Genomic DNA, 13,486 nt, shown 5'->3' on the forward strand with positions numbered 1-13,486 from the left:
CAGTATTTTAAAAGTGAAGGTGGTAAGTTGCTCGGTGTAAAAATATGATTGCAATAGGACGAGGTGGTAGAACTAAAGGAGTAATGCTTTGATGAAAGATTTTTCGTTGATTGTAGAGGTTTTTGGGGCTGATGAAGTTTGCAGGGTCATTTCTGCACTGTCCATTGGTTTGTTAACTTCGGTTCGCTCTGGCTTGATGTCGCTAGAGGAGGCTGAGCAAATTCTTTTTACACCGAGAACTGAGAAGGTCTTAAGAGATAAAGGTGTCTCTTCTGTTATTTGCGATCTTGTACTTGAATGTTGTGAACTAGAGGATGTGCTTAGCTTGTTGCCTCATAGGTATGAGAAAAATATAGATATGCTTATTGAAAGGTTTTCAGGGGTATTGAGTAGTATTTGTGCGCCAGATATGCAGTGGAAGCTTGCAAGGCTGCGTTGATAAAGAGTTTAAGTTAGAGCAGGTTTGCTCGTGTTCGAAATGAGTGTGGTGCGATTTGGACAAAGGCGTTGTCATCGCCAAAAGCGCCACCTATGTTCCCTAGGGAAAAGAGATAGTGAAGAATAATGATTAGGGTTCTGCGGCTGAATGAGTTGCTCGTCGCTCACAACTGCTTGCATGCCATTAGTATTCAGTTGAACGAAGATGGTGTGGCTTATGATTTATCTCTATCAATTTCGGACTCTGAAAAGACAGGGGCTGATGTCGTGTGTATCAGATTTATTGATATCAGTCATTTTGCGTCCCGTGATATTGGTGGCGGATTGACTCAGTTGATGCATATGACCGTGAGTCAGTTGGATTCGGGTTTTGACCGGATGCGTTATCAGTTGGTCGATCTTGAAGATAATAAGTTGTCATTTTACTTCTCATCATTTTCGGTTGAGTAGAGGGAGCAAAAGAGAGCTAGCCCGTGATTGGAACTGTGGTGTAACTGGTCGTCTCAATGCAGTCAGGTGATGCAGCTATTTGGCCGTCGAAACCTGTAGCCGCTGTCGAGCGCAGCGAGGCTGCGCACGAGGACGCAGTCCTCGCCAAACCTGCCGATGCTTTTCATCTGGCTGCATACGGTTCTGTGGACATATCCGTTGCTGCGGTCACGGCTGCTTAGGGTTTCGCTCTTACAGCGACTCACTTTGGAAAAGCCCCAAAGTAAGCAAAGGGCTCCTGCCCCAGCATCCGGCGCCTCGCCTAGGCTCGGCGTTACCTCACTCCGGCATTGCTCCGGGGGCACGCCGCCACAGGCCATCCATGCCCAGCTGCCCCCTGCTCAGGGCGAAGGCGGCATACGTGCGTCGGCCAGTATTTTCAAGCCGCACTCCGCTTCAACGTTGCCAGCAGGCCGCAAAACGCTTGCACACCTCAAAGCGCTGATCCAGATCGGCCATGCGTGCCTGATGTGCGCTCAGTGTTTCCTTCAGCAGTGCTTGCTGGGCTCGGTAGTAGTACTCCAGCATTTCATTATTGGTCGACATTGCCTTGCTACGGTCGGCCGCTTCGCTGTTGGGCAAAAGTTCCTTGATCGCAGGGGTGTCGAGCTGGCCCAGACGGTTGGTGTAGTAGTCCTTGTACAACTGCAATGAACGGGCCTTGGTGCCCCTCATCTCATTGGAGAACTGCTCCAGGTTCTGCTGATATTCAGTCCAATAGGCATCGGGCAGGCTGAAGTCGAGGCGCTGTTTACGTTCCGCTACGGATCTGTCGAGCAGTGTTTTCTGGACCGAAGGGGAATCGTCGGCGTCGGGCTTCATTTTCGCGATGACACTCGCGTCGACGATCTGCGCGATCAGCGCTGCACGCTCCGCTGACTGCGGTTGTGCTTCGGTGGGCTTAGGGAAAATAGGGTTGTGGCCGGCGCAGGCGGGCAGGCCTTTGTTGGTCAGCACGATCGGCGTGCGCACAGTCTTGCCATCGATCTGGCGCAGACGGCTAAGGGTGACCTGGCAAGTGCGACCTACTTTGCGGAAGTCCGCTTCGTACTCGCCGCCGCTCTGCGGGGTGAAGTTGAAACCCACGGTGCACACGCTGCCGGTGCTCAAGGTATTGGCTCGCGCGAATAGCTCATGGCCCGGTTGCAGCCGCACTTCCAAGTAGGCCTTGGCATCCTCGGGTGCAGCGGCACTCATGTCTGCCCGTCGCCGGGTATTGGCGCTGAACAGGTTATTGAGCAGCCCCGTGGTTTGGCCGCCGCAGTGTTCGGCATCGAACAAGTCGAGCGTCGAGCTGTCACTGCTGCTGATAAAGCGCAGCTTCGCCGCATCGGGGGCACTGGCGTCCGGGTAGGTGCCATTGAAACTGCACCCGCCAAGTACCAGCGCGGCAATGCTTACAGCGCCACGCACGCGCCATTGGGAAAAACAGAACATGTTGATAGATCGTCCTTGATGCTCGAGTGGGCGAAAGGCCATCATGCTAAAGAAGGCAGTCGCCGCCGTCCAGCGCGCCTGTCGTCCCTGAATTTTCTGGGGATTTTCTTTGTCTCCCACCGAGGTAGCGGAATGTTTGGCTCGCGCAACATCTTTGCAATTGGCCTGATTGGATTACTGGCTGGTTGTTCGTCAATGCCAGCTGAAATGGCCTTGAATTCACCCGTATACAACGCGCAAAACGCGGGCCTAGTGGTCGGCGCGCTGCTGGAAGGCGGCCCCTACGGAACCTACCTTGAGTTTCGCGATATCAAGAGCGGCAAGACTTATGGCTGGGGACCCAAGGATGACTACTCGGCATGGCTACCTGCCGGTGACTATGAAGTGAGCCGCCTGGGTCACCGTCGCGGGGCCATGGGGGCTTACTCCAAACCGCTGCGTTTTACCGTCACCCAAGGGCAGCTCAATTACCTTGGCGAGATGGTCTACGGCTGCTCGGCCGTCGCGCAACCGGCTGCGGTGTACGGCGTATTGAACTGCGGGGCCCTCGCGCTTGGCGAATGCACCGTCCCTAGCCCTAACGTGAACGTATGCGTGGTGGATCGCCAGGATCAAGCGATCAAGCATTTTTTGCAGCAACATCCCGAGCAAGCCCCTTTGCCCGTGCGTAACGCGGTCATGTCGGCAGCGGCCTCTGGACCGAGCGTCCGCTTTCCCTAGGCTTTGTGCGAAAAGCCTTGGTGCTCGGTGACGCTGCGTTACTTTCGATACTCATGCGCATAGCTGCAAATAGGGCCCTGGCTATGGGCCCAAGGTTAAAGGGGCGAGGGTAGTTGATGAGTACCGTGTCGCGGTTGAATGAGCTGCTTGTTGATCACCGCCTCTCATCATTCGAAACCTGTAGCCGCTGTCGAGCGCAGCGAGGCTGCGCACGAGGACGCAGTCCTCGCCAAACCTGTCGATGCTTTTCACCTGGCTGCATACGGTTCTGTGGACATATCCGTTGCTGCGGTTACGGCTGCTTAGGGTTTCGCCCTTACGGCGACTCACTTTTGAAGAGCGCAAAAGTAAGCAAAACGCTCCTGCCCCCGCATCCGGCGCCTCGCCTAGGCTCGGCGTTCCCTCACTTCGGCATTGCTCCGGGGGCACGCCGCCACAGGCCATCCATGGCCTGATGGCGGCTAGCTCGGCATCCATGCCGAGCTGCCCCCTACGCAACGCCTGCGTTCGGCCTCCTGAAGGGGCAGGCAGATCAAAAGCCAAAGCAAGATCAAAGGCCAAAGCCAAAGCAGATCAATGGCTGGGGCAAAGCCAAGCGCGTTTTACGCGCTTGTTGAGCTCAATGGCGTTCAGGGCTCTTGCGCTGTTCGCCACTGAATCACCTCCAGCACCGCGCAACCCTCCCGGGTGAGCAGATGCACCCCTCGGGTGACCCGCGTCAGGTCGCAGTCGGCAATGTCTTTCAGGTTAAGCGTGGACAGCGTGTCCATCAGATCCCGTACCACGGTGAAACGATGGGCCGCACTGCTGGCCAGATCGCTCAGGGAGGCTTGGGTGTCGAGATAGAAAACGGCTTGGTTGGCGTCGTGGGTGTCGACGGGGGAGAAGCGGGAAATCGATTGATCGTCCATGGTCGTTACTCGTTGTAGAGCTTCCACCGTTTGCGGCCAAGCAAATGGAGGGTGGCAGCTGTGCGAGGGTTGGCCGACCGGCTACAACGACACCGGCACACCCGAAGGTGTCCCGCACACAGCCGCCATAACACAGAATCGCAGGCACAAAAAAAGCGTCTGCAATGGTGTTTTGGACGCTGATGCGTCGTTGTAATTCGACCGGCCAAGGTCGTTCGCGGATTTTGCCGCGAGGGCGAACTATAGGGGGCGCGCGCGTGAGGTGCAACTGTGTGTTGGTGGGGATGTTTGAGGCAGTGTGTCACGGCGGTAGCAGTGGCTACGGGAGGTGTGTAATTCCATTTTGAATTGCGCCTTGCTTTGTAGAGAGACAGTTTATGGTCAGAGGCATCTATTGGTGAGTGGCTATTTACGACCCATTGCGGCCATTCGAAAGCATATCCGTGCTTCAAAAATTGGTTGTGGTGGCTTAAAGAGAGTCGCCGTATCGCGCAACGCTTCGATAAGCTCCCGAACAACCATGTCGCGGTAGTCTCTTAGGCTCGTTCCATGCGGTGTTTTCGAAATATTTTTTGTACCAAATTTAATTGTTTATAGGTGTGTAATTGTTAAATATATGAAAAATATTTTATTGTGTTACAGATGAGCTCTTATTGAATTGAAATACAGCATTAGTCGATGCTTAATTGAAGCCTCTAGGGTTGAGCGCTCTAAAGGCTTTAGCTTGATAAGCGTTGCTTAAAGGAAATCTTCCATTGCAATGTCCAGGCTGGATCTTGATTTTATTTTCGCAAGAAGATTGTCAATTTTTGTAAAGTTCAACACGCGAACCCCTGCTGCTTCGTTAAAGGAGCGATCTTCAAGGGCCGCTAAGAATAGATCTTTGATAGCGATGTTTTCTGAGTGTAGGCTTTTTACAATCTTGGTTGTCGGAGTGACCCACTTTTCTGTTGGTATTATTTTTTCTAATCCGTCAAAAATATACTCTTTCCTATAATGATTGAGTTCAGTGGTGAATTCTGAACTTATAGCTTCCCAAGCCGATTTGTGTAGATTTTCATGTTTGTCTTCATATGACAGAGCGAGATAAAATCGAATGCCATTAAGCGTTCCTTCTCTCCAGCAGGTTGAAGCTAGTTCACCTCTGTCATGTATGTCGCTTGAAAGGATAAGAACTTGGGTCCCGTCCTCATCTTCGAATGGCTCTGAGTTTTCTTCGATAGCCCAAAGCCCGATTTTAAACTTATAAGCAAATTGGCAGGTGCTGACAGCATTGATTTGCTCGTTTTCACTGATAGTCAGGGTTTTCGCCTCAAGTGCAAATTTTTGAGTAATAACAGACTCAAAAAGTAACGGATTCATATCATTTAAAAACTCGAAAACCTTAGCAAAAGACGGAGCTAATGGGCTTTCAAATATTTTGTTAAGTAAGCGCAGGCTGGACTCGTTAAATATTATGTATTCTGCGGCAAAATATTCTAATAGTGTTTTGTGGAAAAATTTATACTCTGTGCCGTCTCGTTGCATAAGAGGGACTGCGACAAAGAGATCATCTAAGAAGCTTGATGTCGAACTAGGTGTTGCAAGGCTAATCTTGGCCGCGTTATTGATGAAACTGTCAGCTTCGCTCAGGCTTTCAAATGAGGTCTTCGTTCTAAGCATCATATAATGACATAGGGCTCGAAGCAGTTTTCTGAAATCTTCGAATCCAAGACCTGATTTTTTCTCCCGGGCGTATCCGTTTTTATTAATTAAATCGTGTCCTTTGTACAGAGCATGATATATCTCATCGTAAAATGTCGAGATTTTATCTGCGATTGAATTGTTTACTCCGTAAGTTCTATATAGTAATGATACTAAAAGTGGGCTTTGGATAAACTTGGAGGGAATGCTAGATACTTCTCGACTAAGTCTCTCTCCGATATCTAGTTTCGAGATTTTATCGTATCTATTTAGTAGAGATAATGCTTGCTCTAGGGTGAAGGGAGCAAACTTCAAAGAGGTTGCATTGATCAAATCTGGGACTATTTCTTGTGGGCGTGTTGTAATGATGATCGCATTGTCTCCGCCTTTTACTGATATTTCTTGAATTTGATTTGCCAGCAAATGCTGGTGAGCAATCGGGATCTCGTCAAAGCCGTCGAGTATTACGAAAAATTTACCTAATTTCAAAAGTCTATAGAAAAGCTTCCTGTCAAATTTTTCGTCAGGAAAATCAAGCTCAGTCACGATGTTGTCTGTGATGTGTAGCTTAGGATCTACTTTTCTAAGATCAAAAAGTATTGGAATTCGGTCGGATTTGAATAATAGCTTTGCAACAATAAATTTTGAGAAGGTACTCTTTCCCATTCCTGCGCCATCAACGATAATAGTAGGCCTCGGCGGGGAAGACACGAGTTCGTCTGCGGTAATTAAGTTGTCGGCTGTGTCGAAGTGGGTGTTTCGTACCATGAAAAGAGGTTCGTACGCTTCATATATATCCAGCTTTAGCTGAGGAAACGTAATGGAAGTTATCTCTCTTACACGCTCTGAAAGTTTTATTAGATAGCGCTCCATTGTAAGGGAGAGCGAGTCGCTATTAAGCTTTCCTTTTAGTTCTTTTTCTGTAGCCCATTTTCTGACCTTCTCAACAGTCGGAGATAGCGCTGCGCCTATTAGCTCCAATCCCGGCTTTGCTGCTTCACTAATTACTTTTTGCTCTATTGATGACATCGCTATTTCCTTATATTTGATTTTAATTTTTTCAGATTTTAATCTGAATTGGAATCTGAGCTTTGTATGGGGCAGTTTTTAAGCACTTCGTCATCCAAGGGACAGTCAGAGCGGTATAAGAAAACTTGTTCAGTTGTCTCTTTCTAACTCACCGGAGGTAATATATCTAGGCTCTGTACGAAAAGTATTGTCGTAAACACCGCATGGCGTAGGCCAGCGAGACCATAGCTGCATAACTTTTCGAAACGCGTAACGGTGCGACGGTTCTCCTTCAGCCAGCCAAACATACGCTCGATGATATTGTGCTGTCGGTACTTGGGACGATCAAACAGTCTCGGCAGCCCCGGCTTAGGTTTGCGCTTCATGCTGCGCAGAGGAATCACAGGCTGCATCCGATACCGATCGCAGTAGCGATGCAATGTTTCGGCGTCATAGCCTTTATCCGCAAGCAACCATCGGCAGCGTTTGCGGGGGTGACCGCGCAAGCTGGGTATATAGGCCTCAGTCTCCAATGACGCTAGAAAATGAATGGTTATAGGTATTTTTATATAATTGAAATTGCCGTGAGTAGTATGTTTTATTTTGCGATTTAATGTGTTTCTGCTCTAACTCTTAGAGTTGTTTAAATTTATCAATTTTCATTGGTGGGCTTGAGGTGAAGCTATGAAGTAGCGAAGGTGTACATTTATTTATATCTTTAAGCAGGTGGAAGATTCATGAAAGGCTTTTATGTCTTTTAGACTATTGCTCGATCATTAGTGCTGGCCAAAATGCTTGGTTAATGACGAAGGTAACTGTCTGGGTAGATTTTTTCTTCACTCCATCCATTAGAGCTTTGTTGTAGTTAAAGTCATAGATGAATTTTGGTTCTTCGGAGTTTATTCTGAGTCCTAGGAAACCGTACCATAGCAAAAGATCCATGACATTAGCAGATTGCTGTTGATCAAGCCCAGAATCTACTAGTATATTTATAACGTCAATCTCACTAAGGTCGGAACGAGAGGTTATAAACGCATAAAGCACGCTTTCAGTCTCTTGAGAAATATCTCTTAATTCATATCCAATGTCTCGAAGTAAGTCGGAAGAGTAAGCTGCTACTCCTTTCTCAATGTCCGCGCTTTCTACCTGTTCATGATTTAAATTGATTGCAAAACTTTTGCAGTGATTAATTAGATTTAGCAAAAAACGTGGGCGCATGAGTGAACGATCGATTAAGTATTGTGAGGTTTCCTCCCCTTTGAAATGGCTGGTGAAAACCTTTAGCCAAGCAGCCTTAAAGTCCAGCTCGCTATCGAGACCATTTGAAATAATGCGTAATCGAACAAGCTCCCGAAGTAAGTCGGCATCTGTCCAGTCAAGCACTACGCTAGCTTCTTTTCCTCGGTCAGATGTTTCCTTTACTAGTAGCTCATAAACATCATTTCTTAAAAAAACAACGGTCTTTACACTGAGGTGTGATCGGCTGAATTGTCGTTCTATCTTTCTCGTTGCCTCAATTAAAGCCCTGACTATCAGGAGGTCTTCATGTTGAAGGCCAGTTGTTGGCCATCCATTGTCAATGTTATCAAAGAGTAGCCATAAAAGTTCTTTGTTTTCTAAGTAGCTTCCAAGCTTTATTTTTAGTTGTCTCACGTCGTGCTTATATATTAGCTCTGTAACCTGGGAAGATGTAAGGCTTACGTTGTCTGCTTCTCCAAATTTTGATTGGTATTCTGAGTATATTCTTTCCATTAGTACCGACATGCGCTCGGAGAAGTCTCCTTGGTAATCATATCCTTCTGCATGGAATAGCTCTGATAGCTCACGATAACCCGCGTAAAGGTGATGGTCATGAATGTGTCTGGTTTTATCTTTTTCTAGAATTTTGTAACAGATCTCAAGTAAAAGTACATACTCCCAAAAAGCAGTTACGGTATGTTGATATGTTCCTTCTTCAAGAAAGTTTAGTATTTTTTCTTTGAATTTTATTAGTTTGTAACCGTCTGGCTTCAGGTCGAGAACAATATTTTTGTTCCTGTTTTTATCACGCTCATTGTCTCTGATCTGTAAAAAAATTGCAGATTTTCCAGAGCCTTTTCGCCCTACTACGAGATGTGCTTCGCCTCTTAAAGATTTCAGAAATTGATCGGTTTCTAAATAGTATTTTTCTAGGTCACGCATTTCGTTTTCTGCGGATGTAGCACCAAGATTTAATTTCTTTAAAAATGATCGCTCTTGCTTTGAGTTACTTGGTTCAAGCTTCTGGAAAGCCTGAGTTACTTCGCTGGCGAAAAGTTCAATAGCTTGGTTAACATCGTCAGGATGGTAGGTAACGTGAACAAAGTCTCTATAGTCCAGAGGAACTGGATCATCACCAGACTGCAAAATGCAAAGTGCTTTTCCCATCCCGTCAGCTAAACCTGCGATGAATGCTGCTCGGAGGTTGTGTATTTGAAATCCTGCAGAATTCGAAGACAGAAGAGGGACGACTATCCCGTGTGATTGTGAAACTTGAGAAATTGCATCATAGGCAGAGAGTCGTGGCATCTCATTCGGATCAAAATTTCTAAACGTATAACCCGCTTTCTTTATTCTGGAAATTATTCTGGTCGACCAATCCGTTTTAAATGGAGTGTCTAATAAGTAGATTGGGGCTTTAGTGTTTGGAATGCTGGATATTTCAATAGGTTTTGTGAAGTTTGAACCATTTGTGATGCTAATTAGTTCAGCGGAGTTCTGATACTCTCGATATCCTAAGGTATCAAATATTCCGATGTCGGATATTTTTGCCCCTTGAGGTGCCAAACTTCTGTTTTTAACTAATAGAACTCTTTTTGAACTGCCGATTGCATAACCAATTTCATATGTCACGTTGAAGTTTAAGACTGATATGTCGGCCAGAAAGAAATCTGCATTATCAATTCCGCCTAATACTTCTCCGGCAATAAAGTGTCCTGCGATATCAAGTGCTTTCCAAGTGCGTATCGATATGGATTTATTGTACTTGTCAACACTTTCTATGGCGCTTTCAATTACCTGTCCGATATCGGCAGGATAAGATGCATAGGCGAAAAAGCCAGTGTCAATACTCAATTGGATGTCCTTATCTTGCGTGTATAAGTTGCTCTATGATCGGGAGCGTGGCGGCATAACTCCATAGCCTAGTACGAACTTTTCAAAACTCAATCCGATCTCAATGCACAATCTGCGCAAGAAACGCCTTAGCCCTCTCACTCTTCGGCGCCCCAAAAAACTCCTCCGGCGGAGCGTCTTCAACAATCCGCCCCCCATCCAAAAACAACACCCGCTCCGCCACCTGCCGCGCAAACCCCATCTCATGGGTCACGCACAACATCGTCATCCCACTCCCAGCGAGCTTCACCATCACATCCAACACCTCACTCACCATCTCCGGGTCCAGCGCCGAGGTCGGTTCATCAAACAACATAATCTTCGGCTCCATACACAACGCCCTAGCAATCGCCACGCGCTGTTGCTGCCCACCTGAAAGCTGGCTCGGATACTTATCCGCCTGATTCTCAATCCCCACCTTGGCCAGAAACCCCCGGGCCAGTTCTTCAGCCTTTTTCCGCGATAACCCGCGCACGGTCATCGGCGCCAGGGTGCAGTTGTCCAGTACGCTCATGTGCGGGAACAGGTTGAAGTGCTGGAACACCATGCCCACTTGGCTACGCACCTGGGCGGCTTCGCGGGTGTTTTGCGAGAGGTCGGTGCGGTCCACCAGGATGCGGCCTTTTTCGGCAATCTCCAGGCGGTTGATGCAGCGGATCAGTGTGGATTTGCCGGAGCCCGAAGGCCCGCAAAGTACGATGCGTTCGCCCTGGCGCACTTTGAGGTCGATGTCGTGCAGTACATGGAAAGCACCGTAGAACTTGTTCAACCCGGCAATATCGATCGCCACTTCGCGTGGGTCGGCAGCGGGGCGGGCAGGCGCTTCGGATGCGGCGGGAAGCGGGGCGGTCTGGGTCTGCATGGCGGTTCTCCGTCGGTCAGTTGAAGCGCTCGGCGCGGTAAGGGGTGGGGTCGGTGAACGGGGTTTCGCCGGTGATCATCTGCGCCAGCAGTTGGCCGCTCACCGGGCCCAGGGTCAGGCCGTGGTGGGCGTGGCCGAAGTTGAACCACAGGCCGGGGTGGCGCGGGGCGGGGCCGATCACCGGGCACATGTCCGGCAGGCACGGGCGGCGGCCCAGCCAGGGTTCGGCGTCGAGGCGTTCGCCCAGGGGGTAGAAGCTGCGGGCCAGGGCTTCGCAGCGGCGCAGTTGGATTTCGTTGATCGGGTCGTCGCGGTCGGCGAATTCGATGCCGGTGGTCAGACGGATGCCGCCCACCATCGGTGCCAGGACGTAGCCGCCCACCGGGTCGAGGATCGGGTGCTGCAGGCGGGTGCCGGGCAGGGCGGCGTAGTGCATGTGGTAGCCGCGCTTGATCGCCAGGGGAATGCGGTAGCCCAGGGGCTCGAAGATCCCGCTGGCTTGCGGGCCCAGGGCGACCACCACTTCCTGGGCGGTGATCGGGCCGAGTTCGCTCTGCACCTGCCAGCCGCCTTCGATCTGGGTCAGGGTCAGGGCATCGCCGATGACGAATTGGCCGTCGCGTTGCTTGAACAGTTCGGCGTAGCCGCGGGTCAGGCCGCCGGGGTCGCTCACGGTCTTGGGGTCGAGCCAGTGCAGGCCGCCCACGATGTCGGGGTGCAGGCCGGGTTCCAGGGCCAAGAGTTCGGCGCGGTCCAGTACCCGGTAGTTGAGTTCGTAGTCCCGCAGGTCGGCGGCGGCGCGCTGGGCGAAGTCGAAGGCTTGCTGGTCGTTGAAGGCTTCGAGCCAGCCGCCGTCGGCGATCAGCTCCAGCATGTTGGCCGGGCGGGCCAGGGCCAGGTGTTCGGTGACGCAGCGTTCGATCAGCGGCAGCATGGCGCGGGTGGCGGCGGCCAGGCCCTTGGGCGAGGAGTGGCGCCAGTATTGCAGCAGCCAGGGGCCGGCCTTGGGCAGGTGGCGCAGGCTGTAGCGCACGTCTGATTGTTGGTTGAGGCCGTAGCGCACCAGCTTGGTCACTTCCCGGGGGAAGGCGTAGGGAATCACGCTGGCGCGTTCGATCAGCCCGGCGTTGCCGTGGCTGGTGCCGTTGCCCGGGGGCTGACGGTCCAGCAGCACCACTTGGCGGCCGCGGGCCTGCAGGTGCAGGGCGCTGCTGACGCCGACGATTCCGGCGCCCAGAACGAGGGTTTGGCAATGCATGTTTGGGTCCTTATGACAGGGGCCGCGCGGCGGCCCGCTAAAGGGTTCAGTTCAGGTGCCGGCCCAGGCGGCCTTCCAGGTATTTGAGGCTGCGCCGTACCACTTCGACGATCAGCAGGTAGAGCACCGCGGCCCACAGGTAGATCTGGAAATCGAAGCTGCGGGAGAAGGCCAGTTTGGTCACCCCCATCAGGTCGTAGATGGTCACCAGGGAGGCAATGGCGCTGGCCTTGATCATCAGGATCAGCTCGTTGCCCAGAGGCCCGATGGCGATCAGCAGCGACTGCGGCAGGATCACTTTGCGAAACGCGGTCCAGCGCGACAGGCTCAGGGCCTTGCAGGCTTCGCGCTGGCCCTGGGCCACGGCCAGCAGGCTGCCGCGCAGGATCTCCGCCTGGTAGGCGGCGGTGTTCAGGGTGAAGGCCAGCAGGGTGCAGAACCACGCGTCGCGGAAGAACCACCACAGGCCCACGTCCTGCCAGAAGCCTTTGAACGAGCCCAGGCCGTAATACAGCATGAACAGCTGGGCCAGCAGCGGCGAGCCGCGAAAGAAGTACACATAAGCCCCGGTGAAGCGCCGCAGGAACTGATTGCTGGACAACCGCCCAAGGGCGATCAGCAGGCCGAGCAGCGCGCCCAGGCTGAAGGAAATCGCCACCAGCTTGGCGGTCACCAGCAGGCCGTCGATAAAGCGCGGGCCGTAGCGTTCCAGCAGGTCCTGGTTGAGGAACAGGTTCAGCAGGTCATCCAGGCTCATGGTTGCAGGCTCCGTTGCGCACGGTTGAAGCGCCGTTCAAGAAAGCTGAACAGGTGCCCCGACAGCGCCGAGAAGAACAGGTAGCCCAAGCAGGCCACGCTGTAGAACAGCATGGGTTCCTTGGTCACGCTGACCGCGAGGTTGGTCTGGCGCATCAGGTCCACCAGGGAAATGGTCGACACCAGCGAGGTGTCCTTGAGCAGCGACAGCCAGTTGTTGGAAAGCCCCGGCAGGGCGATGCGCGTCAGTTGCGGCAGCAGCACCCGGCTGAAGGTGGTGCGCCGCGACAGGCTCAGGGCGCTGGCGGCTTCGTACTGGCCCTTGGGCAGGGTCTTGAACGCGGCCAGCCAGATCTCGCTGGAGAAGGCGGCGAACACCAGGCTGAAGGCGATCATCGCGGCGACAAAGGTGTTGATCGCCACTTCACCGGGGTAGCCCAGGGCGCCGAGGATCTTCTGCGCGGCGATCTGGCAGCCGTAGTAGATGATCAGCAGGGTCAACAGCTCCGGCAGGCCGCGAAACACCGTGGAAAAGGTCGTGGCCCAGGCCCGCGCCCAGCGGTTTTTCGAGCGTGCGGCCAGGGCTACCAGCAAGCCCAGGGGCAGGCCGATGGGCACGCAGGCCAAGGCCAGGGCGATGGTCACCAGGGCCCCGGCAAGCAGGGCCGAGCCCCAGCCGCCGCTGGCGAAGGACAGGAGTGACAGCTGTTCGAACATGCGCGAACCCTCTGGAGGATTGAACCGTGCAGGGCGCCGCCGCGCTCGGGGGAACGCGGGGGCAACGGCAGCGGC

The 13,486-nt window shown here is 52.1% G+C and carries 11 protein-coding genes and 1 pseudogene; 3 read left to right on the top strand and 9 right to left on the bottom strand.

The genetic code is table 11. The features are described 5' to 3' along the window. Positions 1-91 precede the first annotated feature (91 nt). Both POS17_RS30825 and POS17_RS10625 read left to right on the top strand, forming a co-directional pair. The gene (locus tag POS17_RS30825) at positions 92-439 is read left to right on the top strand and encodes a DUF3969 family protein (protein WP_082729838.1); all 348 of its coding nucleotides are present in this window, start codon (positions 92-94) and stop codon (positions 437-439) included. A 125-nt stretch (positions 440-564) separates the two neighbouring features. Continuing rightward, positions 565-888 (top strand): hypothetical protein, encoded by a 324-nt coding sequence (locus tag POS17_RS10625; protein ID WP_060838497.1) that lies wholly within the window; start codon positions 565-567, stop codon positions 886-888. A 435-nt stretch (positions 889-1,323) separates the two neighbouring features. On the opposite strand, the gene POS17_RS32285 is transcribed toward POS17_RS10625, so the two are convergent. After that, the gene (locus POS17_RS32285) at positions 1,324-2,364 is read right to left on the bottom strand and encodes a hypothetical protein (RefSeq protein ID WP_231979019.1); all 1,041 of its coding nucleotides are present in this window, start codon (positions 2,362-2,364) and stop codon (positions 1,324-1,326) included. 18 nt (positions 2,365-2,382) lie between these two features. On the opposite strand from POS17_RS32285, the gene POS17_RS10635 reads away from it, so the two are divergent. Then, the gene (locus tag POS17_RS10635; RefSeq protein ID WP_231979020.1) at positions 2,383-3,084 is read left to right on the top strand and encodes a hypothetical protein; all 702 of its coding nucleotides are present in this window, start codon (positions 2,383-2,385) and stop codon (positions 3,082-3,084) included. Between the two features lie 629 nt (positions 3,085-3,713). On the opposite strand, the gene POS17_RS10640 is transcribed toward POS17_RS10635, so the two are convergent. From POS17_RS10640 to POS17_RS10670, 8 genes and pseudogenes are all read right to left on the bottom strand, one after another. Beyond that, a complete protein-coding gene (locus POS17_RS10640; protein ID WP_011060492.1) occupies positions 3,714-3,995 on the bottom strand; it encodes a hypothetical protein in 282 nt (93 codons plus the stop codon). Between the two features lie 738 nt (positions 3,996-4,733). After that, positions 4,734-6,707: an NACHT domain-containing protein gene (locus tag POS17_RS10645; RefSeq protein WP_148654945.1), complete on the bottom strand. Its 1,974-nt coding sequence runs from the start codon at positions 6,705-6,707 to the stop codon at positions 4,734-4,736. Positions 6,708-6,873: 166 nt separating this feature from the next. Then, a pseudogene (locus POS17_RS30840) lies at positions 6,874-7,201 on the bottom strand (transposase); the annotation flags it as partial. 247 nt (positions 7,202-7,448) lie between these two features. Beyond that, entirely contained in the window at positions 7,449-9,779 is a 2,331-nt protein-coding gene (locus tag POS17_RS10650) for a P-loop ATPase, Sll1717 family (protein WP_060838500.1), read from the bottom strand. A 100-nt stretch (positions 9,780-9,879) separates the two neighbouring features. Beyond that, a complete protein-coding gene (locus tag POS17_RS10655) occupies positions 9,880-10,680 on the bottom strand; it encodes an amino acid ABC transporter ATP-binding protein (protein ID WP_060838501.1) in 801 nt (266 codons plus the stop codon). A 16-nt stretch (positions 10,681-10,696) separates the two neighbouring features. Next, positions 10,697-11,938 carry an NAD(P)/FAD-dependent oxidoreductase gene (locus tag POS17_RS10660; RefSeq protein WP_060838502.1) on the bottom strand — a complete coding sequence of 414 codons (1,242 nt, stop codon included), beginning with the start codon at positions 11,936-11,938 and terminating at the stop codon, positions 10,697-10,699. Between the two features lie 46 nt (positions 11,939-11,984). Next, positions 11,985-12,695 (bottom strand): ABC transporter permease, encoded by a 711-nt coding sequence (locus POS17_RS10665; RefSeq protein WP_060838503.1) that lies wholly within the window; start codon positions 12,693-12,695, stop codon positions 11,985-11,987. Next, positions 12,692-13,411, bottom strand: a complete 720-nt coding sequence (locus POS17_RS10670) for an ABC transporter permease (protein WP_060838504.1) — start codon at positions 13,409-13,411, stop codon at positions 12,692-12,694. Before POS17_RS10670 ends, POS17_RS10665 begins: the two co-directional genes overlap by 4 nt. Positions 13,412-13,486: the final 75 nt, after the last annotated feature.

The organism is Pseudomonas sp. Os17, from assembly GCF_001547895.1.
In the GTDB taxonomy this organism is placed as follows: domain Bacteria; phylum Pseudomonadota; class Gammaproteobacteria; order Pseudomonadales; family Pseudomonadaceae; genus Aquipseudomonas.